This window comes from Vibrio sp. FF266 (assembly GCF_041439695.1).
GTDB lineage: Bacteria > Pseudomonadota > Gammaproteobacteria > Enterobacterales > Vibrionaceae > Vibrio > Vibrio tasmaniensis_A.
Genome location: NZ_JBGOOO010000011.1, coordinates 116,380 through 138,075, shown reverse-complemented (window position 1 = coordinate 138,075; position 21,696 = coordinate 116,380). Strand labels below are relative to the sequence as shown.

General features: G+C 43.0%; 16 protein-coding genes and 5 tRNA genes. 15 read left to right on the top strand and 6 right to left on the bottom strand.

The features are described 5' to 3' along the window. Positions 1-5 precede the first annotated feature (5 nt). Together ACED59_RS11245 and ACED59_RS11240 are read right to left on the bottom strand one after the other, a co-directional pair. On the bottom strand, positions 6-1,112 hold the full coding sequence (locus tag ACED59_RS11245) for an efflux RND transporter periplasmic adaptor subunit (protein WP_009848083.1): 1,107 nt from the start codon (positions 1,110-1,112) through the stop codon (positions 6-8). An 18-nt stretch (positions 1,113-1,130) separates the two neighbouring features. Further along, positions 1,131-1,748: a TetR/AcrR family transcriptional regulator gene (locus ACED59_RS11240; protein ID WP_017096411.1), complete on the bottom strand. Its 618-nt coding sequence runs from the start codon at positions 1,746-1,748 to the stop codon at positions 1,131-1,133. 151 nt (positions 1,749-1,899) lie between these two features. Between ACED59_RS11240 and rep the strand changes: the two genes are divergently transcribed. Continuing rightward, a complete protein-coding gene (gene rep / locus ACED59_RS11235; protein WP_017096412.1) occupies positions 1,900-3,918 on the top strand; it encodes a DNA helicase Rep in 2,019 nt (672 codons plus the stop codon). An 81-nt stretch (positions 3,919-3,999) separates the two neighbouring features. Here rep and ACED59_RS11230 read toward each other — a convergent pair whose 3' ends face one another. Next, a complete protein-coding gene (locus ACED59_RS11230; RefSeq protein WP_009848079.1) occupies positions 4,000-4,413 on the bottom strand; it encodes a cytochrome c5 family protein in 414 nt (137 codons plus the stop codon). 297 nt (positions 4,414-4,710) lie between these two features. On the opposite strand from ACED59_RS11230, the gene ACED59_RS11225 reads away from it, so the two are divergent. The 11 genes from ACED59_RS11225 (at position 4,711) to ACED59_RS11175 (ending at position 14,597) form a co-directional block, all read left to right on the top strand. Then, positions 4,711-4,787, top strand: a tRNA-Arg gene (locus ACED59_RS11225). Positions 4,788-4,834: 47 nt separating this feature from the next. Continuing rightward, positions 4,835-4,910, top strand: a tRNA-His gene (locus tag ACED59_RS11220). Between the two features lie 77 nt (positions 4,911-4,987). Beyond that, positions 4,988-5,064: transfer RNA gene (locus ACED59_RS11215), tRNA-Pro, on the top strand. Positions 5,065-5,109: 45 nt separating this feature from the next. Beyond that, positions 5,110-5,185, top strand: a tRNA-His gene (locus tag ACED59_RS11210). A gap of 55 nt (positions 5,186-5,240) precedes the next feature. Continuing rightward, a tRNA-Pro gene (locus ACED59_RS11205) sits at positions 5,241-5,317 on the top strand. Between the two features lie 1,190 nt (positions 5,318-6,507). Next, positions 6,508-8,235, top strand: coding sequence for an ABC transporter ATP-binding protein (locus tag ACED59_RS11200; RefSeq protein WP_009848076.1), 1,728 nt, complete (start codon positions 6,508-6,510; stop codon positions 8,233-8,235). Positions 8,236-8,329: 94 nt separating this feature from the next. Then, positions 8,330-9,883 (top strand): ABC transporter substrate-binding protein, encoded by a 1,554-nt coding sequence (locus ACED59_RS11195; protein WP_009848075.1) that lies wholly within the window; start codon positions 8,330-8,332, stop codon positions 9,881-9,883. Between the two features lie 180 nt (positions 9,884-10,063). Continuing rightward, entirely contained in the window at positions 10,064-11,041 is a 978-nt protein-coding gene (locus tag ACED59_RS11190; protein ID WP_009848074.1) for an ABC transporter permease, read from the top strand. 2 nt (positions 11,042-11,043) lie between these two features. Then, positions 11,044-11,982 (top strand): ABC transporter permease, encoded by a 939-nt coding sequence (locus ACED59_RS11185; protein ID WP_004735541.1) that lies wholly within the window; start codon positions 11,044-11,046, stop codon positions 11,980-11,982. Positions 11,983-12,170: 188 nt separating this feature from the next. Next, complete coding sequence (locus tag ACED59_RS11180) at positions 12,171-13,157, top strand: SPOR domain-containing protein (protein WP_371704929.1); 987 nt, start codon at positions 12,171-12,173, stop codon at positions 13,155-13,157. A gap of 198 nt (positions 13,158-13,355) precedes the next feature. Beyond that, positions 13,356-14,597 carry an NADH:ubiquinone reductase (Na(+)-transporting) subunit B gene (locus ACED59_RS11175; RefSeq protein WP_017099221.1) on the top strand — a complete coding sequence of 414 codons (1,242 nt, stop codon included), beginning with the start codon at positions 13,356-13,358 and terminating at the stop codon, positions 14,595-14,597. 91 nt (positions 14,598-14,688) lie between these two features. Here the strand turns inward: ACED59_RS11175 and ACED59_RS11170 are convergent, their stop codons facing one another. The 3 genes from ACED59_RS11170 to ACED59_RS11160 all read right to left on the bottom strand — a co-directional run bounded on the left by ACED59_RS11170 (position 14,689) and on the right by ACED59_RS11160 (position 17,486). Continuing rightward, entirely contained in the window at positions 14,689-14,940 is a 252-nt protein-coding gene (locus ACED59_RS11170; RefSeq protein WP_017103429.1) for a DUF6482 family protein, read from the bottom strand. A gap of 141 nt (positions 14,941-15,081) precedes the next feature. Further along, a complete protein-coding gene (locus ACED59_RS11165) occupies positions 15,082-16,779 on the bottom strand; it encodes a hypothetical protein (protein ID WP_017099222.1) in 1,698 nt (565 codons plus the stop codon). A 377-nt stretch (positions 16,780-17,156) separates the two neighbouring features. Next, complete coding sequence (locus tag ACED59_RS11160) at positions 17,157-17,486, bottom strand: helix-turn-helix domain-containing protein (RefSeq protein ID WP_102556514.1); 330 nt, start codon at positions 17,484-17,486, stop codon at positions 17,157-17,159. Positions 17,487-17,589: 103 nt separating this feature from the next. Here ACED59_RS11160 and ACED59_RS11155 point away from each other — a divergent pair, with 103 nt between their 5' ends. The 3 genes from ACED59_RS11155 (at position 17,590) to ACED59_RS11145 (ending at position 21,684) form a co-directional block, all read left to right on the top strand. Further along, positions 17,590-18,120, top strand: coding sequence for a hypothetical protein (locus tag ACED59_RS11155; RefSeq protein WP_102556513.1), 531 nt, complete (start codon positions 17,590-17,592; stop codon positions 18,118-18,120). Beyond that, positions 18,114-19,496, top strand: a complete 1,383-nt coding sequence (locus ACED59_RS11150) for a DEAD/DEAH box helicase (RefSeq protein ID WP_102556512.1) — start codon at positions 18,114-18,116, stop codon at positions 19,494-19,496. Before ACED59_RS11155 ends, ACED59_RS11150 begins: the two co-directional genes overlap by 7 nt. Positions 19,497-19,578: 82 nt before the next feature. Then, the gene (locus ACED59_RS11145; RefSeq protein ID WP_102556511.1) at positions 19,579-21,684 is read left to right on the top strand and encodes a type I restriction-modification system subunit M; all 2,106 of its coding nucleotides are present in this window, start codon (positions 19,579-19,581) and stop codon (positions 21,682-21,684) included. The last annotated feature ends 12 nt before the right edge of the window (positions 21,685-21,696 follow it).

Sequence of the window (21,696 nt, the reverse complement as noted above, 5' to 3'; positions counted from 1 at the left end):
TCCAGTTACAGCTTAGGTGTTTCAGATGGTGGAGTGATTGCATCACTTTCAACAACTTTAACTTTGGCGCCGTTACTTAGGCGTACTTGGCCAGAAGTTACAACTGTATCGCCAGCTTTTACACCATCAAGGATGTGTGCAATATCAGCCGTACGCTCACCTACTTTTACAACATGTTGAGCAACACGCTGAACTCCGTCTTCTTCAGTTAAGATGTAAACATTGTCACCATATAGAGTGAAAGTAATCGCTGTTTGAGGAAGAGTAACTTGGTTCTCTAGCTTAGGCAGAATGATGTTAGCACGAGCGAACATACCGCTACGAAGCTTGCCATCATTGTTTGGAATATCTGCTTGAACTTGGATAAGACCACTTTGGATGCTTACTGCTGGTTCGATTGCACTGATAGAACCTTCAAATGGCTTCTCTGGGTAGGCATCAACAAAGATGTCGATAGCTTGACCCACATGGATGCGAGAGATATCAGTTTGAGAAACCGTGAAGCGCAGGCGCATGACACTGGTATCTTCTAAACGAACGATATCCGTACCTGATTGCAGGTATTGACCTAGGTAAACGTTACGAATGCCCACTTTTCCATCGAAAGGAGCACGAATTTCACGACGTTCGATAGATGCTTTTAGGCTTTCAATATCAGCAGATAGAGAGTAGAAGTTTGCTTCTGCTTCATCGTATGCTTCTTTAGAAATAGAACCTTTCTTAAAAAGACCTTGGTAGCGTTTGTATTTTGCTTTTGCCGCAGGTAGGCGAGCTTCAGAGCTCTTTAGATTTGCCTTTTCTACGCCAGAATCAAGACGAACAAGAAGTTGGTCATTTTTAACATCAGTACCAGAACCAAAAGATATTTGGTCAATAACACCGCTGGTTTCGTTCGCTAGTGTTACACCTTGGTTAGGTTCGATGAAGCCGATAGCTTCGATCACAGGAACCCAGTCGATAGGTTGAACTTCTGTTACCGTTACTGGAAACTCTGGCTCAGGTCGGTTAGCCATAAACTCAGCAATTTTTTGTTGTTTAAACATGTTAAACCCAATAACGCTGCCGAAAAGTAGTACAGCGATGAGTAACATGAAGAAAGTCCACTTTTTCATTCTAGTTAGAACTCCAAATTAGTGTGTAATAATCGCATCCCAACTCGCTTCAATCGCCGCTTCAATGGCTTTTTTATCAAGTTGGTAATATCCAAGAGATTGCTTACGGGCCAGCGTGACACTGACTTCTAAGCTAAGTGCTGCTAAAACAGGGTTTTCTAGAGGCTTAAACACCCCTTGCTCTCTACCTTCAGTAAAGAGTTGATCTATTTTGTGGAACATTTTTCGTTCAATCTCTTTGGTCTCATGGCTGCGAATACAAGGTAAAGAGTCGTATTGAGCTCTATTCTTTAAATTGCAGATGTTTGATCCCGAGAGCTCGAAAATGTTGAGCCACATTTTTCTAAATCGTTCTTTTAGACTCATCGAATCTTCAACGCCTTGCTGAATTAAACCAGCATTCCGTTGAGTGACAGCTAAGCGAACTTGTTGTAATAGTTCTTCTTTGTCTGAGAAGTAGCGATAAATAGTTCCTGCCGCAACTCCTGCTTCTTTAGCTAGTTTATGCATAGAAAGCCCGTGAAAGCCTGATTCAGCAATCAGTTTTTCGGCGGCATCTATAATTTGTTGTCTTTTATCTATCATAGAATAAGAACCAGACAGTGATAATATACTCACTAATGAATGAACGTTCATTCATTATAGCCTAAGACCCACACATATGTGCAACATAGTTTTTCATATGTGATATAAAATTCTTGCATAAGAGAGCGTAGCATTCGTGGTGTTGCAGCATTATTATAGGCGCGCAATTGAATTCGCTCCGATAGACCAAATTGAGAACCAAATGAAACTGAACCCAAGACAAGATGAAGCCGTGAAATATGTTTCGGGCCCCTGTTTAGTATTAGCAGGCGCTGGATCTGGTAAAACACGTGTTATCACGAATAAGATTGCTTACTTGGTTCAAGAGTGTGGTTACAAGGCACGCAATATTGCAGCGGTAACTTTTACCAATAAAGCGGCACGCGAGATGAAAGAACGTGTGGGGCAAACTCTGGGGAAAGGTGAATCAAAAGGCCTGATCGTTTCGACTTTTCATACCATGGGCTTAACTATCATTCGTCGTGAATACAAAGCGCTGGGTCTGAAAGCGGGCTTCTCTCTATTTGATGACCAAGACCAGTTGGCGCTATTAAAAGAGCTAACAGAGAGACAGATCGATGGTGATAAGGATCTGCTGCGTGCTTTAATGAGCACCATTTCGAATTGGAAGAATGACATGCTGACGCCAGATCAGGCGAAAGCTCGAGCTCAAGGCGAACAAGAGCAGTTGTTTGCATTCTGTTTTGAGATGTACCAGAAACAGATGAAGGCATACAACGCGCTCGATTTTGATGATCTGATTGCGATGCCAGTATTACTTCTGAAAACCAATCAAGAAGTGCGCGAGCGCTGGCAGTCTCGTATTCGCTATTTACTTGTCGATGAGTATCAAGATACCAACACCAGCCAATATGAATTGGTGCGTCTGCTTGTGGGAGAGCGTGGTCGTTTGACGGTCGTAGGTGACGATGACCAATCTATTTACTCATGGCGTGGTGCAAAACCGCAAAACTTGGTGCTGTTAGGTGAGGATTACCCGAACTTACGCTTGATCAAACTAGAGCAGAACTACCGCTCAACGAGTCGAATTTTGCGTGCAGCGAATATCTTGATCACTAATAACCCACACGTTTATGAAAAGTCACTGTTCTCTGAGATCCCGGACGGTGAAAAGCTCAAGGTACTGAATGCTAAGAATGAAGAGCATGAAGCAGAGCGTATTACAGGTGAGATCATCGCTCACAAGTTTTTGAACCGCACTGAATATAAAGATTACGCAGTGCTGTACCGTGGTAACCACCAATCTCGCTTGATTGAAAAAGCGTTGATGCAGAACCGTGTGCCTTACAAAGTTTCTGGCGGTACGTCTTTCTTCGCTAGAGCTGAGATTAAAGACATCATGGCTTACCTCCGCGTGTTGGTGAACCCTGATGATGACAACGCGTTTCTACGTATTGTAAACACACCACGTCGTGAGATAGGCCCGGTGACGCTTGAGAAGTTAGGCAGCTACGCCAACATGCGTGGCAAGAGCTTGTTTGAAGCGAGCTTTGAGATGGGTTTAGAGCAAACTTTGACTGGTCGTGGTTTAGAAAACCTGCGCCGTTTCAGCGATTGGATTGTTCGTATTTCTGATAATGCTGAACGTGGCAATACCGTTGAGGCTGTTCGCTCTTTGGTTCGTGATATTAACTATGAAGATTGGTTGTACGAAACCTCGGCAAGCCCGAAGGCTGCAGAGATGAGAATGAAGAACGTTTCTGATCTTTATAGTTGGATCGTTGCTGACCTTGAGGGTGACAACTACGACAAAGAAGAGAAGACCCTACGAGAAGTGGTTCAACGTTTAACGCTACGTGACATGATGGAGCGTGGTGAAGATGATGACGATGCAGACCAAGTTCAATTAATGACATTGCACGCATCGAAAGGCCTAGAGTTTCCGTATGTGTTCCTGATGGGAGCCGAAGAGGGTATCTTGCCACACCAAACCAGTGTCGATGAAGGTAACGTAGAAGAAGAACGTCGTCTTATGTATGTAGGGATTACTCGCGCGCAGAAAGAGCTGACCTTCACTAAATGTCGTGAACGTCGTCAGTATGGCGAATTGATAAAGCCAACACAAAGCCGATTCCTCGATGAACTGCCGCATGAAGATGTGGAGTGGGAAAGTGTTAAGAAACCACAATCCGCTGAAGAAAGAATGGAAAAAGGACAGGCACACATTGCTAACATTCGAGCGATGTTCAACAAGAAGTAATTCCTTGCTTTCATCGCGTTATATAAAAGCCAATAAAAAAGGTGACCATGAGGTCACCTTTTTTGAATCTGGCATTTTTAATTACAGACCAGCAATCATGTGCTCGATAGCATCTTTGATTTCATCATCTGAACAGTCCATACATGAACCTTTCGCTGGCATAGCATTGAAGCCGTTGATTGCGTGGTCAGCTAGAATGTCGCGACCTTGGGCAATACGAGGACCCCAGTCACCAGCGTCACCTGTTTTAGGTGCGCCACTTACGCCAGATGCGTGACAAGCGATACAAAAGGTACCGTAAACTGCTGCGCCATCACGAGGGCCTGTTGGTTCTGCGGCTACTGGCTCGCTGCCGACTAGGTAAACTTGGCCAACTGGTTTGATGCGTTCAGCAATAGCATCTTGCTCTGCTTCGCTTAGGCCTGAAGCCATAGCGCCAGTTGAAAAGGTTAAAACTGCGATGACAACGCTTAAAATTCGACGAGACATATCCATTAAACTCACTTTACATTCCCAAGGTAAGTACATGCTTACCAATTTATAGTGTTGGAAGGGTGCTTTGGCTTTATCAGTAAAGAGCAACTGTTAAACCAATGTAAATAATGGGTGATTATATCCCGATAAGTTGTTGCAATAAACAACAACTTATAAGCTGCGGTGGGTTGTAGTACTCAAATAAGGGGTTTATCACATATTAACTGTCGAAAAAGAGACCAAACAGAAAAAAAAGTTAAAAAAGTACTAGACGGCATAAGGTGATATACGTATTATTCCACTCCGCCGACAGGGCATGCGCCTGTAGCTCAGCTGGATAGAGCGTTGGCCTCCGGAGCCAAAGGCCGAAGGTTCGAATCCTTTCAGGCGCGCCATCCGGTCTCTTACTTAGGTAAGTGAGAATTGGCAAAAAGAAATAATGGTGGCTATAGCTCAGTTGGTAGAGCCCTGGATTGTGATTCCGGTGGTCGCGAGTTCGAATCTCGTTAGCCACCCCATTCTTTCTTTACAAAATATCGGTAGCTTCGGCTTCCAGTGTTGATTCATTATTCCCAAGAGTCGATACGAAATTAGTCGGTGAATAGCGCAGCTTGGTAGCGCATCTGGTTTGGGACCAGAGGGTCGGGGGTTCGAATCCCTCTTCACCGACCACTATTTCAATAATCGCTTTTTAAGCGGTTATATAAAAGATTAGTGGTGGCTATAGCTCAGTTGGTAGAGCCCTGGATTGTGATTCCGGTGGTCGCGAGTTCGAATCTCGTTAGCCACCCCATTAATTTTGGTAACTTCATTGAAGTTCCCTGTTTGAGAAATCAAACGAAACGTCTCGGTGAATAGCGCAGCTTGGTAGCGCATCTGGTTTGGGACCAGAGGGTCGGGGGTTCGAATCCCTCTTCACCGACCACCTTTAAGAAAGCTCATCAGAAATGATGAGCTTTTTTTCATCTGTAGATCTCTAGGTTGGAACCCAAGTGGGGTTCGCCTGATGTTCAAAGAATGTCTCTTCACTGACCGCCTTTAAGAAAGCTCATCAGAAATGATGAGCTTTTTTTATCTGTAGATCACTAGATTGGAACCCAAGTGGGGGTTCGCCTGATGTTCAAAGAATGTCTCTTTACTGACCGCCTTTAAGAAAGCTCATCAGAAATGATGAGTTTTTTTCATCTGTAGATCACTAGATTGGAACCCAAGTGGGGTTCACCTGATGTTCAAGGGATGTCTCTTCACTGAACATCTTAAGAAGCCTCAACTAGACGTCTGTGTCAGAAATGACGGGGCTTTTTTACATATCTCGTTTCAGTAATCCTCAATTTTGAATGCTGGGACTTCAACCGCTTCGACATCTTGCCTGATGTCACCTCCGTAAATCTCCCCCTCCATATAACAAGGCAGGCTCTTACCCTTTATCTTCATTATGGTGCTTATACGGAGCGATTTGCTTTATCAAATGTGCAGATCGATATCTAATTTTATATAAAACTAACCACCAATCATTCGACAAATTAATAGGTTTGGTCTAAGGATTTTTATGAAAAGTGAAATTTGACGTTAAATATGTTCTCTAAGGCCTGTATTTGACAGATTTCTTCGAATCTTGTTGTTTAAAAAATCCTTTGATTTATTGAGTCTTTCGTTTTTCTTGTTTGTATTTATCAAAATAATTCATATGGTTGAATGTGTGGTTAGGTTGGTCTTGTCTGGTTGTTTTGTTTGCTTAAATTGGTAAAGTTAGCGTTTGTTTCTATAGTGTTAATTTTTTTTTGGAATAATTATTTGATCTTGGTGACTGGTGGGGATATGTGCTTTGAATGATATGTTTAACTCTACAAGTACGCAGTAGTAAGGGGTTTGTGAGTATTTATTATTGGAAATATAATGCTGAATTTCATTACTATATGCTCTTCGAGTGAATACTTATGTGGCATTTTTACTTGCTAAGCGTTTAATGTCGACTTTTTATCCTATTTTTGTTGCTTTTCTGTGAATTATTTGCCAAATTGTCAACCGTATAAAATATCAGAACAATATTCTGGTAAGAATGGATTCAATTTTGCAGACAGGGCAGAAAGCTGCCAAAGCAGTAGAGGTCTGGTAATGTCACTTTTAGAAGTAAAAAATCTTCGTATCGAATACCCATCTCGTCATGGAGTTCACGCCGCAGTGAAATCACTTTCGTTCAACATTGAACGTGGTGAAATTGTTGGCGTTGTAGGCGAGTCTGGTGCAGGCAAATCAACAGTAGGTAATGCTGTGATCGATTTGCTGAGCCCTCCTGGTCGCATTGCTAGCGGCGAGGTATTTCTGGACGGTGAAAAAGTTTCAGGCTTATCTCCTGAACAGATGCGTTCTGTTCGCGGCTCAAAGATTGGTTTTATCTTCCAAGATCCAATGACTTCTCTTAACCCTCTATTCACAGTAGAACAGCAGTTAAAAGAGACGATTCATGCCAACATGAAGGTTTCGGATCAAGAAGCCTACCAGCGCTCATTAGATTTGATGAACCAAGTTGGTATTCCGCAACCAGAAAACCGTTTAAAGCAGTACCCACACCAATTCTCTGGCGGTATGCGTCAGCGTGTTGTTATCGCGATCGCACTGGCAGGTGAACCTGACCTAATCATCGCCGATGAACCAACAACCGCACTGGATGTTTCTATTCAAGATCAGATCTTGGGTTTGATTCGCGACCTATGTATTAAGAAGAATGTAGGTTGTATGTTGGTAACACACGATATGGGTGTGGTATCTAATGTTACCGATCGCGTAGCCGTTATGTATCGTGGTGATTTGGTTGAGTTTGGTCCGACGGCGAAAGTCCTTGGTACTCCTGAACACCCTTACACGCACAGTCTTATCTCCGCGGTTCCGCGTTCAGATCGTAAACTTGATCGTTTCCCTCTTGTGAGCTACATCGAAGAAGCACATGAGATGGAACCACTTGATGTGAAAAACCATTGGTTGGGTCAAAGCCAAGATCACCGTGATTACACTGGTCCACTGTTGAATGTTGAAAATGTAAACTTACGCTTTACTACCAAGGATTCTTTCTTTGAGAGTCGTCGTGAGTACGTTCAGGCGTCAAATAACGTGAGCTTTGAAGTACATGAAGGTGAAACTTTTGGTCTTGTTGGTGAATCTGGTTCGGGTAAATCAACGATTGCTCGTGTGATTGCTGGTTTGTACGCACCTAACTCAGGCAAGGTAACGTTTGAAGGCGTTGATCTTACGGGACTTAAATCTGAAAAAGAACGTCGCCCAATGCGTCGTCAAATGCAGATGGTTTTCCAAAACCCTTATACATCAATGAACCCTCGAATGAAGATATTCGACATCATTGCTGAGCCGATCCGATTCCATAAACTTACGCGTAACGAGAATGAAACTCGTCAGATCGTTAACGACCTGCTAGAGCACGTTGGTTTAGGCAAGATGGCTGGGGTTAAATACCCACACGAATTCTCAGGTGGCCAACGTCAGCGTATTTCTATCGCTCGCGCCTTGGCAACTCGTCCACGTCTTTTGATTTGTGATGAACCTACCTCGGCGCTGGATGTATCGGTTCAGGCTCAGATCCTTAACCTATTAAAAGATTTACAAGACGAGCTCAACCTAACCATGCTGTTCATCAGTCACGATTTACCGGTTATTCGCCAAATGTGTGATCGTGTTGGTGTGATGCAAATGGGAGAACTATTGGAAGTAGCGCCAACTGAGCAGCTATTCCAATCGCCTCAGCATGAATACAGCAAACACCTAATTTCTTTAATGCCTGAATTTACAGGTTTAAGAGAAGAAAAAGCAGTGGCACAAGCCGCGGTATAAAAATCAGCAGGCTGGAGTTTAGCTTGCTAAAAACAATAAACAGACGCAAATACAACAACTAGGGATCTGGATTCCCGCATGAAGGAGTTATGCAATGAAAACCATGAAAAGCAAATTAGCAGTAGCTTTAATGGCAGCTGGCCTAAGCTTTAGTGCAGCAGCAGCAGATATTACCGTTGGCTACGCAGCTGACCCGGTATCACTTGACCCGCACGAGCAGCTGTCTGGTGGCACACTGCAAATGTCTCACATGGTGTTTGACCCTCTAGTACGTTTCACTCAAGAGATGGATTTTGAAGGCCGCCTAGCATCTAGCTGGGAGCGTGTTGATGAAACGACTTTCCGCTTTAACTTACGTAAAGGCGTGAAATTCCACTCTGGTAACGAACTGACTGCTGATGATGTTGTGTGGACTTTTGAACGTCTACAAGCTTCTCCAGACTTTAAGTCTATCTTCACGCCATACGAAAAAATGGTAAAAGTGGATGACTACACAGTTGAGCTAGTATCAAAAGCGGCTTACCCACTAGTACTACAAACAGCAACCTACATCTTCCCAATGGACAGCAAGTTCTACTCTGGTCAAACAGCGGAAGGTAATGACAAATCTGAGCTAGTTAAGCACGGTAACTCGTTTGCTTCGACTAACGTTTCTGGTACTGGTCCATTTATCGTAACGCAGCGTGAGCAAGGCGTTAAAGTAACGTTCGAGCGTTTCAACGATTACTGGGACACAGAAACTGAAGGTAACGTAGACAAGTTAACACTTGTGCCAATCAAAGAAGATGCAACGCGTGTAGCAGCACTTCTTTCTGGCGACGTTGATATGATTCACCCTGTTGCGCCAAACGATCACAAGCGTGTTAAAAAAGCTAAGAACATCGATCTAGTAACGCTACCTGGTACTCGTATCATTACGTTCCAAATGAACCAAAACAGCAACGAAGCACTGAAAGATGTGCGCGTTCGTCAAGCGATCGTTCATGCGATTAACAATGAAGGTATTGTTAAGAAAATCATGAAAGGTTTCGCGACAGCTGCTGGTCAGCAGAGCCCAACAGGCTACGCGGGTCACAACGAAGATCTAGTTCCTCGTTACGATCTGAAAAAAGCGAAAGAGCTGATGAAAGAAGCGGGCTACGAAGACGGCTTTACACTAACTATGGCAGCGCCTAACAACCGTTACGTGAACGATGCGAAAGTTGCGCAAGCGTCTGCGGCAATGCTGTCTAAGATTGGTATCAAAGTTGATCTTAAGACAATGCCTAAAGCACAGTACTGGCCAGAATTTGATCTATGTTCAGCAGACATGATGATGATCGGCTGGCACTCAGATACTGAAGATTCAGCTAACTTCAACGAGTTCCTAACAATGACTCGTAACGAAGAGACTGGCCGTGGTCAATACAACTGTTCTGGCTACTCAAACCCAGAAATGGATGCGATTGTAGAAGCTTCTAATACTGAAACTGACCCAGTTAAGCGTTCTAAGATGCTGAAAGGCGTTGAAGCAACACTTTACAACGATGCAGTCTTCGTTCCTCTACACTGGCAGAGTGAAGCGTGGGGCGCGAAATCTAACGTAGGTGCAGCAGACGTAGTAAACCCAATGGTTATGCCTTACTTCGGCGACCTAGTTGTAAAATAATCTAGCTTGCTAGAATCGAGAGCCTGAAGCTTTCAGGCTCTCAATATTATTAAGAGATAGATTTAAGTTTCGGTATTTGGTCTTCCTTCAGTCTGGCTAAATACCTTTTTTAAGACTGAATTTTTTGTTGTCTAGTCGCGGATTTCGATTAGATAGTCATGGATAGATAAGGGGCAAGGAATGGTTACGTTTCTGGTCAAGCGCCTGTTTCAGGCACTGATAGTGATGTTTGTGATCAGTTTGGTGGCGTTTGCCATTCAGGATAACCTGGGCGACCCGTTACGTGAGTTAGTCGGTCAATCTGTTTCAGAGGCGGAGCGTCAAGCGCTACGCGATGAACTCGGCTTAAATGATCCCTTCGTTACAAAATACTCTCGCTTTGTAGGCGCAGCTCTACAGGGTGATCTTGGTACATCATACTTCTTTAAGCGACCTGCAGTTGATGTGATTCTAGATAAACTAGTGGCAACTCTGGAGCTGGTATTTGGTGCTTCTTTAATTATTGTTTGTATGTCGATCCCACTCGGCGTTTACTCTGCGATTCACCCAAAAAGCTTTTTTACCAAATTGATTATGGCAGGCAGTAGTGTCGGTATCTCGGTTCCTGTTTTCTTAACTGCAATCATGCTGATGTATGTGTTCTCTATCGAGCTCGGTTGGCTGCCGTCATTTGGACGTGGTGATACGGCCAACTGGTTTGGTTGGGAGTCTGGCTTCTTAACGCTAGATGGCCTTGCACACTTAGTACTTCCGAGTATTGCTCTGGCATCTATCATGCTGCCGCTGTTTATTCGTCTAGTTCGTTCTGAAATGTTAGAAGTTCTAAGTTCTGAATACATTAAGTTTGGTAAAGCGAAAGGCCTAGCGCTAAACAAAATCTATTACCAACATGCATTGAAAAACACCATGCTACCGGTACTTACCGTTGGTGGTGTTCAGATTGGTACGATGGTGGCTTACACCATTCTTACGGAAACTGTTTTCCAGTGGCCAGGTACAGGCTTCTTATTCTTAGAAGCAATCAACCGTGTAGATACACCACTGATTACTGCATACGTTATTTTTGTTGGTCTTATTTTCGTCGTGACTAACACGATTGTTGATTTGCTTTACGGTGTTATCAACCCAACCGTTAACATCACAGGGAAAGGAGCATAATCATGGAACAGACATCGACAGTGCCGTCTCGCTGGGAACGTTTTAAGCAATCTGACATTGTGTATTACTTCTTACGCGACAAAGTGGCAATGGTGAGCTTCGCCATTTTCTCAATCTTCTTGGTGATGGCTCTAGCTGCACCTATCCTAGCGCCAACAGACCCGTACGACGTGACATCGATTGATATCATGGACTCAGAACTTCCACCATCATGGATGGAAGACGGCGAAGAACGCTTCTTGCTAGGAACGGATGAGCAAGGCCGTGATATTTTATCGACTATGCTTTACGGTTCTCGTTTATCACTGACCATTGGTTTCTTAGCGGTAGGTCTACAACTGACGCTTGGTATCATCATTGGCTTGTCTGCAGGTTACTTCGGTGGCCGTATTGATAGCTTCTTGATGCGCTTCGCAGATGTTCAGCTTTCGTTCTCAACCATGATGGTTGCGATCATTGTCTCGGCCATCTTTAAGGCAAGTTTCGGTAGTGATTTTTATGCACAATACGCTGTGGTGATGCTGGTGGTGATCATTGGTATCGCAGAATGGCCGCAGTATGCGCGTACTATTCGTGCATCAGTATTAGCAGAGAAGAAGAAAGAGTACGTAGAGGCGGCACGTGTGATGGGCTTTAGAGCACCTCGTATCATGTTCCGTCATATTCTGCCTAACTGTTTATCACCGATTTTGGTTATCTCTACAGTACAGGTGGCAAATGCCATCATGTCAGAAGCGGCACTTTCTTTCCTAGGTTTAGGCCTTCCGGTAGACCAACCGTCACTCGGTGCCCTGATCAGTACTGGTTTTAACTACATCTTCTCAGGAGCATGGTGGATCACTGCATTCCCAGGTGTGCTTTTGGTGACATTGGTTCTAGTTATCAACCTACTAGGCGACTGGTTACGTGACGTGTTTAACCCGAAAATCTATAAAGGGTGATAGTTCAGTTTGATTTTTAGTAAAAAAAATCACTAAACTAAGAGTCGTAAGCAATTACGGCTCTTTTTTTGCTTAATGAATTTGGAACTTAGTACCATTGATAGAGTCAATAGTACTTAAAATGGAATTCATGTTTTATCGACATTTGTTCGGTAATAATTAACCCCTAGAGGGTTTAAGTGGTGGTTATGAAGTTGACAATGAAGGTTGTATGTCGTGCTGTGGTTAGAAATTATCGTATGGGGCTTATTGCTGCATCCCTGTTGGTATCAAGCCAAGTTAATGCCGAATCGGTTCTATGCGATGCGACTCAGGCAAGCACCAATCAGTTACCACAGCTAGAACAATCATGTCCGATTGGTAAAGGCGTTTGGGGCAATAAAGCGCCTAAACATCATTCAGATAATGAGCTGTTTTGGGTTCAATGTGGTTTGTTGAATAAGCCTTTGTCACTGAGCAAAGCAAAGCCATTGTATGAGAAGATTTCAACTAACGTATGGATGAAGCCCGAAGGTGGAGACTATCGCTGCCTAATTGGTCCTTATTCTACTTTCTCTGATGCGAGAAAAGACTTAGCTCAGGTACGTAAGGTTTCTGGCTATGGCGAAGCCTTTATTCGTATGGTTGATAAATCGAAGACCTCTTCTTCACAACCGGTCGTGACCAAAGCAATGAAGTCAAAAACGGCAGAGCCAAAAACGGTTAAGCATCAAGCCCCAGTTAAGGCTAAAGTAGCAGCGAAACCAGCGCCGAAGCCGATAGCAGCTGCTCAAAAAGCTGCAGTCGCGAGTGCTGCTGCCATTCAAGCTTTCCCTAGTCATGGTGCAAATTCAGACAATGATCTGAACATTGAAATACGCATGACAGCGAGTGTTGCGGGTAGTAAATATGCGATTCCTTATCTTTTAGGTGATGAACAACAGTTTTATATGGAGCAAGGTAAACCTTGGAGCCGACTCGATTACGACAGTGCCGAATTAGTATGTGATAAGATTAATATGACGCTGTTGACTGAAAAGCAGTGGCAAAGTCTCTTAGGGTCGAAGGTCATGGAAAATCAGAACTGGCCAATGCATCTTCCTTATTGGGGAGCAGATAAAAAAGGCCTGTTTACTAACGGTAACGTAAACCAGCTTAAAGGCTCCTCACTACTTAATGTGATGTGTGTGAAATAACGAAGACGTGCGTAAGACCAGATAAGCCTCAGCCATTGCTGGGGCTTTGTTGTTTATACGCCTTTCTTTTCAATATCAGGTCGATTTCCGGATACTCGGATTTTCAATACAAATTTGATTAAAAATAGCTAAAAATTGTTCAAATAGAGCAGTTGGTGCGTAGAAAACCATAACTCAAGCAATAAGGTGATTGAGATTATGAGTTTGAAGAAACGATTAGAAGACGTAGCCCCGCGTTTTGAAGCCGGAGGTAAATACGAAAAGCTTTACCCTGTCTATGAGGCGTTTGCCACCATCTTTTATACGCCCGGCAACGTAAACCGAGGCTTGACCCATGTTCGAGATAGTATCGATCTCAAGCGTATTATGATTTTGGTGTGGCTGGCGACTTTCCCTGCCATGTTCTGGGGCATGTATAACGTCGGGCACCAGAGTGTCTCGGCACTTACATCCAGTTATCAACTTAACGAACTTACCTCGGTTATTGAGAGTAGCTGGCGCTTGTCGTGGGCATTTGCTGATGCACAGTCATTGATAGTAAGTAGCTGGGGAAGTCAAATGCTGCTCGGGGCTCTCTACTTCTTACCCGTTTACGCGACAGTTTTCGTCGTCGGTGGTTTCTGGGAGGTGCTGTTTGCCGTTGTACGTAAGCATGAGGTCAACGAAGGATTTTTTGTTAGCTCGGTTCTCTTTGCCTTAATTCTTCCACCGACTATCCAGTTATGGCAAGCAGCGCTAGGTATCACCTTTGGTATCGTTGTCGCGAAAGAGCTGTTTGGTGGCACAGGGCGAAATTTCCTTAATCCAGCGCTTGCTGGTCGAGCCTTTCTCTACTTTGCCTATCCTGCCAACATGTCGGGAGGTTTAGTATGGGTGGCAGCCGATGGTTATTCTGGTGCAACACCTTTAAGCCAATGGTATGAAGGTGGTAGCGCGTCACTCATCAATAACATGACTGGCGAGGCGATCACTTGGATGGACGCCTTTATCGGTAATATTCCGGGTTCGATGGGCGAGGTTTCTTCATTGCTCATCATGTTGACAGGTCTGATTTTGATCGTCATGAAGATAGCGTCTTGGCGCATTGTGGCTGGTGTGATTGTTGGGCTTGTGGCAACGTCGAGTTTACTGAACTGGATTGGCTCTGATACCAACTCGATGTTCTCGATGCCGTTCTACTGGCACTTTGTATTGGGCGGTGTTGCCTTTGGCACTTTCTTTATGGCAACCGACCCAGTTTCTGCCGCGTTTACTAATCAGAGTAAGTGGGCTTACGGGATTCTGATCGGTGTGATGACGGTCGGTATTCGAGTGCTCAACCCTGCTTATCCAGAGGGCATCATGTTGGCGATCTTGTTTGCTAACCTGTTTGCTCCGCTGTTCGACTTTGTAGTGAAAGAGCAAAACATCAAACGTAGACAGAAACGAACATTGCGCTGATTTCAGTGCAGATAGGGAAAGCGATTCCCATAAGAAAGGCTTGCATCGCTGCAAGCCTTTCAATTTTTATTGCGATTGATTTGAAGTTGATTTAACTCCACTTCAAATCAATTTCGAACGGTTGGGTGTTACCACAATGCTCACCGCACATCTCGTCGTATGCACTGTTGTGTATCAGCATTGCTGACGATACGCCTTGATCACTGAAGTGGTCGCGGGCTTGGTTAACACTCAAAAACTTCATTGGGTGCTGGTGGTCGTCTTTGATTAACTGCTTTTGCTCGCCAATGATTTGGTAAGCCAAGTAGATCCCGCCTTCAAATGATTCAATGAGTAGATTCATAACAAACTCCATGTTGTTCTCGATAGTTCTTTGTTTCTGTATCTACGTTGATGGTTGTTTGAAGGTTCATGTGTGTTAAAAATGAAAAAACCAGAAGCTCAGCTTCTGGTTTATTAATAAGTCATCAAATTAACTCAAAGGTTAGTTGATTTTTTGCATGATGCTCACACGGCCTGTTGTTGATCCGTCTGGAGTCATTTTACGGCGAGTTAGCAATCCTTCGTCCCAGTTAGTACCAGCAGGTTGGTATTCCCATTTAATGATGTATTCTTGGTTATTACCATTTGCATCAACAGGACATTTATCTCCTGAACCAGGAATATAACCATTGTCAGTATCATCACAGAAGCGCACAACTGAGTTTAGATCTGTCAGTGTTGCTTTTGATTCACGTCCTGAAATGTTAAACCACCAATAGTCAATTGCAGCAAGCTCTTCATAGGTATACTTCTTGCCTGAGTCTTCAAGATCTGCCGGTGAGTTTGCATTGCACTCTTTCCCTGATACGGTAGCGCCCTCAGAATCAAATACCATTCTCATGACAGCATTTTGTCCATCAGCGCAAATCTGAGTGGTATCCCAAGAGCCAGTAAAGTCTACGTACCTTTCGTCGCTAGGTGTTTCTACGTGATAGTAGAAATTCAAACTTTCTTCGATGCGATTCTTTCCACTAGATTCGTTTGATGGGTCGTTTAACTCAGTTTTTGAACGAATTTGTGTGTATATTTTTGTAATTGGGTCATAGCTACCAGAAAGGGTTTCATATTGGTATGAAGGGTCTGCATCGCCTTCATCTCGATCATCTTCCAGTTTATTTGGCGTGTAGTGGTTGAGGATTTGTTGATTCCCTTCAATGAAAGGTACCTCATCGTAACGTCCTGGCTTAGGTGTGGTATTTTCTTTGCTTTTATCAAGCAGAAGGTAAGAAAACGGAGCGTTTAGAGTGAAGTCTGGGTGAGCTGTTTGATTGCAGCCTGCAGAACTTCCTGTCAATACACAGTTGATATACTCTTCAGCGTCTGCGTATGACAATAAAGAGTCGCTGTCACTTACAGCAATAAGACCATTGGCTGAATCTTGATAAGTGAAGTAAGGCGTGCCACGTGTATGTTCAAACACAGCTTTAGGGAGCATTTTGTCAGCGTGAACTAACATTGTTTTGTCGTTAGGGCGGTTGTTTGGATCGTTAATATCATACTGTCTCACCATGATTGAGCGAATAAATTGCCCATTTTTCGCTACAAATGGATTGGCATCAGCGCTGCCGCGAACAGTCCCTGATTTTTCTCCGAATGCTTTCTCCATATGAGCCAATGCTTCAGATTCACTAGTAATTGAAGTGACTCCCATCGCTGTCAGGAAGTCTGTAACAGAATCACGGTCATCTAGACTTAGGCTTTTCATCTTCGCTAACGTCGCAGCATCAGGTTCGCGCAGCGCATCTGGAATTGTCAGTACGTCATCAGAAGCGCTACCAGATTGGTTATCTAAAGACTGAAGTAGAATTGCTAAATTTAGAGCTCGGTCGTATTTGCCCGCTGCTTCAAATGGTGTCAGTACATCACGGTTTGATGCTGCCCCTACTTTCAAGCCATTTTCACCACCAATGAAGAAGGTCACCGTGTCGTCAGACTTAGCGGTAAATTCGCCTTCGCTGTTTGTGATGCCCTTTGAACCAGAGCTAGTGCTGTAGTAGATACCTTCAACAGCGGCATCGATAAACTTGTTGGTTGTTGTGGATGGCCCTGTCGGTGTTGTGACACCTGAATTAGAACTGTCGCTACCACAACCTGTTAAAGCCACTGCAATCGCTGCTGCGAGAATACTCACTTTTTTCATTACTCGTACATCCTTCATGTATTAGAGCTAATTGTTTTTTTATGCGTGTAATTTTATAGCGCGCGATTGTAGTTTGATCTTGATTCCAAGTTAAGTATGTAAAATGCTGTTCGGTTAATAAGCATCCCAACCATACGGTAAAAAACAAAAAAAGCCGACATAGGTCGGCTTTTGTATAATATTTCTTTGACTTACAGTGGTTTATCGCATGGTACTTGGATACCAACACAGGTGGTTTCTGAAATAAATCTGGAAAGGGTTAAATGATAAGGCTTGATAGCCTTTTCCAGAAAAGCAGCTATCTTTCGCTATTTTTCCTAAAAATTGAGTTTAGATAATATCAGTTTCCAGAAAAATATCGAATACATTAGCTATTTCTAATTCTCTTTTGGGATTTTAAGGTTAGCTGCCTTTATCTGTGCCGTTAGCTTGTTTCTTTCTTCTTCACTCATTTTCGCAATCAAGCAAGCTAGTTCAGCTGAACTTTCATCCTCACAAAAGAAGTAATTTAAAGGCACACCCAGCTCGTCAGCCATTTTCTTCAATGTACTGATATCTGGCGTATGCTTTCCTTTCTCGTACTGATTCATTCGCGCACTAGCCGAACTTTCATCGATACCAATACGCACCCCCAATTCTTTTTGGGAGATCTTTGCTTTTTTGCGTACTTCCTTGAGCCGCATTGGAATAGGGTTGTCGATCGACATTTATGATTCATACTAATTGGCTCTATGTGACTAAGATTTTCTTAGTTTTACTGATTTCTGTATACTAAGCAATCCTTAGTATTTTGATTGGTATAACTGGTACATGAAACGTTCTATAAAAATCAGTGCAGTAATGCACAAGTTATTGATTGAAAAAAGAATGGATGGTTTTTCTGTTATAGAGGCAAGGGACGTCTCATTAAATGGTGGGTGTGCTACACAGAGTCTTGATGAAGCTCGGAAGAAGGTTTATCGCCAAATATGGCAATATCAACAAAGAGGTTGGCTTCGAAGCGAAGGTGAAGGAAGGAACAAAAGGTATTTTCAAACCGAACAATTTATAGAGCTTGAAGTTGTGCCTCGAAGAAAATCTGAACGTGAAGTTTCGGTAAAGCAATCTACATCGGATTACTCTGTACTATTCCGAGAGAGCAACGAATACAAAGGTGAATTGGAGATAGTGCTTGGTGAAATAGATGAATACCATTCATTAAAATGTCGCTTCCCTGAACTTGAGAGCCGGTTAGTTCCACTGTTACAGCAAGCAAGAGAACGTTCAGCGCAGTTGCTTGGAAAGATGAATGGATTGGAGAATGTCCTGAAAACTCTCTCAGAGGGCGACCAACCGTGTTAAGACAGTGGCAGGTAGAATGTTCTGAAAAAGCGTTACAGAAATTTAGGGCAAATCAACAGCACTTCTTCTGCCAAGCAACTCCTGGCGCTGGTAAAACGGTGCTCGCTGCAACAGTTGCATCAAGGTTGCTTAACGAAGGTTTGGTTGATCTTGTATTGTGCTTTTCTCCATCTTTAACGGTTTCTGATGGAATCAAAAGAACCTTTTCTCAGATTCTGAATTGTACTTTTAATGGCGGATTAGGCTCGATTGGGCAGTCGTTAACATATCAATCTATTCAATTCCTTAATGATGATTTTTGGAAGACGTTACGTAACCATCGAGTATTTGTTGTATTTGATGAGATCCACCATTGCTCTGGGTCTGAACTTGAAAATGCGAACGTTTGGGGTCAGCAAGTACTTACGAAGGTTCAAGGGCTCGCGACCTACACACTTGCTATGTCTGGTACTCCATGGCGTTCAGACTCTCTACCAATAGTTATGTCTGAATATAGTGACCCTGAAGGTCAAATCCTCGTTGATTATCAATACACCTTACAGCAAGCAATTGTCGATAAGGTTTGCCGATCTCCAAAGTTGGTGTTGGTTGATAACGAACATCTTTCAGTGACCAGTGATGAGAAAGTTGAATCGTTTTCTTCAATCTTAGAAATGCTCAAGCAGACCAAAACTTCATATCAAAGTGTTATACATAATCAGGATGCGATGGAGTATTTACTTGGGCTCGGCTGTAAGAAGCTTGCGGAAATTCGAACTCAATCCCCCAATGGTGGAGGGTTAGTCGTAGCCTCTTCTGTTAAGCACGCTCAAACAATCCAAAAGATACTCTCTCAAAAGTACTCTCAATCTGCATCAATCGTTACTTATCGCCATGAAGATCCGTTAGCTGAAATAGAACGTTATCGTCAAAGTGGTGCTCAATGGATTGTCAGTGTTGGAATGATCAGTGAAGGTACAGATATTCCTAGACTTCAAGTTTGTTGTCATATGAGCTCTGTCAAAACTGAGCTCTATTTTAGACAAGTGCTTGGACGCATCCTTAGGGTAAATAGCGGCATAAACCAACAAGCGTGGCTATACACTTTTGCAGAGCAAAACCTTATAGAGTTTTCAGAGCGTATTGAGCAAGACATCCCTGAATCATGTATGTTTTCGAAAATAGAGAGATTGATAGAGTTTGAGTCAGAATCTCAACGTACTTGCCTAACTGGTCACGGTCTCTTAGAAGAACGAGCAGAAGTGAACTCAAAGTTGGTTTGGAGTAGCGCTATCAGTACCGAACTTAACTCAGCCGGATCTCTTAATGCACTCGGTGAACTTCAATTGGGAGCCTTTAAGCAGCGCGTAATCTCAGCCTTTCTAGCCACTCCGTAGTTTAAAAATGATCTATGCACTCTAGTTCAATGCTCATTTCAGTTACAATGCCGCCAACTAAACGATACGTAACTGAAAAATCATGGTTGAACCACGTCAGCAAGAATTAAATAAGCAGCTTTGGAATATAGCCAACACCCTTCGTGGCAGCATGTTAGCAGACGATTTTCTCGGCTATCTCCGTGGCCTAATATTCTACAAATATCTATCAGATAAGCTAAATCGCTACGCTAATGAATTGCTTTTGGAGGACGGTATCCAATTCGCTCAAATTGATGAAGTGAGTGAAGAGGGTCAAGAGTATTTAGAAGCGATTAAAGAAGAAGCTTTAAACGCGCTAGGTTATTTCTTTAAGCCATCGGGGCTGTTTCATGTGCTTGCTAAAGCGGGAGCTAACGGTGAGTTCATTCTTGATGTTGTGCATGATGTTCTTTATGACATCGAACAAAGTACCATGGATTCAGGTTGTGTTGATGACTTCAAGGGCCTGTTCGAAGAACTAGATTTCACCTCTAACAAGTTAGGCAAAACGGCAGATGTTCGTAACAAGCTGATTGCCCAAATACTTGAGCGATTAGATTGTATCGATTTCCATTTGGCCAACAGTGAAATTGGTCTTCTTGGTGATGCTTACGAGTATCTAATTGGAATGTTCGCCAACGATGCGGGGAAAAAAACAGGCCAGTTCTATACACCACAAATGGTCTCGAAGTTACTGGCTAAATTAGTCACCCTTGATAATCCAGATATAGAATCAGTATATGATCCCACTTGTGGTTCCGGCTCCTTGCTATTGCGTGTAGCGAAAGAAACAAACAACCCAAACTTAAAGTTTTATGGGCAAGAGCTGAATTCAAACACTTATAACTTAGCTCGCATTAACATGCTTATACATGGTATTCCATGTAGCCGGTTCGATATCAAAAATGGCGATACCTTAGAATCACCATATCACCTCAATCAACGATTTGATGCCGTAGTAGCTAACCCACCATTTAGTATACCTTGGTCGGCAAGAGAAAGTTTTCAGAACGACGCTAGATTTTCTGAGTCTGGGTTGCTTGCTCCCAAGAAAGTTGCTGATTTTGCTTTCATTCAACACATGATTTATCAGTTAAATGAGACTGGAACCATGGCAGTCGTTACCACATTAGGCACCTTATTTAGAGGAGGTGCCGAAGGTGAAATACGTAAGTATTTGGTTGATGAGGGGCTTCTAGATATGGTCATTGGTTTGCCTGAGAACTTACTGTCTTATACTTCTATCCCGACTTGTGTTTTGGTTTTTAGAAAAAATCGTAATGTTGATGCCCCTATTTTATTTATAGATGCTAGTCAGAAGGTCGATAAATCTAAGCAAATTCCGACATTATCTGAAGATGGTTTAAAGAGTATTATCGAGTCAGCCGAGAATCGTCTTGAGGTAGAAAAATTTTCAACGTTGATAGCTCGAGAGGACATAGTTGCTCAAGACTATAATTTAAATATTCCCCATTATGTTGATGTGGTAAAGCGAGTTACCTTGGAAAGCTTTGAGCACTACCATTCTGAGGTGCAAAAACTGAATGCAGAATATACGGTATATCGCGGAATTAAGGATAGCGAATTCAAGCTTGAGCCGTCGATTATGCGGTTAGGTTATAGTGATGAAAATGAGTTGATTAAAGCTGAGAAAAGGCTTTTTAAAGCATTTAAGCAGCAGGCGTTGCCACACCTAGAATACACCCCAAAAAATGACTGGGAGTGGCTGGCTTTAGCACAACATCATGGTTTACCAACAAGGCTTCTAGATTGGTCGAAGAATCCACTGATAGCACTATATTTTGCTATTGAAGAAGAAACCAATTCAGATTCAGCAATCTATGTATTGATTGACCGAAAAGACCCTGTTGATATCGAAAAACATGGGTCACCTCTAGACCTCAAACCGCACAATGATGTTCGGAGATACATTCCCGATAACCTCACACCAAGAATAATCGCACAGAATGGCCTTTTTACTGCTCATACGAACCTGATGGCTGCCTATAAATCAAAACAGATGATAAAATTCATCATTCCAAATGCACTCAGAAGTGATTTGAAAAAACAATTATCTATCTACGGTATCAATAGATTTTCAATTTACCCTGGACTCGATGGTCTAAGCAATCATCTCAAGTGGCTTGAATCTAAAAACTTACATTAATTACGGACACCC

Bases quoted from the DNA above. Each gene is read 5' to 3' on its own strand.
- ACED59_RS11245 (WP_009848083.1), bottom strand. From the start codon at position 1,112: ATGAAAAAGTGGACTTTCTTCATGTTACTCATCGCTGTACTACTTTTC.
- ACED59_RS11240 (WP_017096411.1), bottom strand. From the start codon at position 1,748: ATGAACGTTCATTCATTAGTGAGTATATTATCACTGTCTGGTTCTTAT.
- rep (WP_017096412.1), top strand. From the start codon at position 1,900: ATGAAACTGAACCCAAGACAAGATGAAGCCGTGAAATATGTTTCGGGC.
- ACED59_RS11230 (WP_009848079.1), bottom strand. From the start codon at position 4,413: ATGGATATGTCTCGTCGAATTTTAAGCGTTGTCATCGCAGTTTTAACC.
- ACED59_RS11200 (WP_009848076.1), top strand. From the start codon at position 6,508: ATGTCACTTTTAGAAGTAAAAAATCTTCGTATCGAATACCCATCTCGT.
- ACED59_RS11195 (WP_009848075.1), top strand. From the start codon at position 8,330: ATGAAAACCATGAAAAGCAAATTAGCAGTAGCTTTAATGGCAGCTGGC.
- ACED59_RS11190 (WP_009848074.1), top strand. From the start codon at position 10,064: ATGGTTACGTTTCTGGTCAAGCGCCTGTTTCAGGCACTGATAGTGATG.
- ACED59_RS11185 (WP_004735541.1), top strand. From the start codon at position 11,044: ATGGAACAGACATCGACAGTGCCGTCTCGCTGGGAACGTTTTAAGCAA.
- ACED59_RS11180 (WP_371704929.1), top strand. From the start codon at position 12,171: ATGAAGTTGACAATGAAGGTTGTATGTCGTGCTGTGGTTAGAAATTAT.
- ACED59_RS11175 (WP_017099221.1), top strand. From the start codon at position 13,356: ATGAGTTTGAAGAAACGATTAGAAGACGTAGCCCCGCGTTTTGAAGCC.
- ACED59_RS11170 (WP_017103429.1), bottom strand. From the start codon at position 14,940: ATGAATCTACTCATTGAATCATTTGAAGGCGGGATCTACTTGGCTTAC.
- ACED59_RS11165 (WP_017099222.1), bottom strand. From the start codon at position 16,779: ATGAAAAAAGTGAGTATTCTCGCAGCAGCGATTGCAGTGGCTTTAACA.
- ACED59_RS11160 (WP_102556514.1), bottom strand. From the start codon at position 17,486: ATGTCGATCGACAACCCTATTCCAATGCGGCTCAAGGAAGTACGCAAA.
- ACED59_RS11155 (WP_102556513.1), top strand. From the start codon at position 17,590: ATGAAACGTTCTATAAAAATCAGTGCAGTAATGCACAAGTTATTGATT.
- ACED59_RS11145 (WP_102556511.1), top strand. From the start codon at position 19,579: ATGGTTGAACCACGTCAGCAAGAATTAAATAAGCAGCTTTGGAATATA.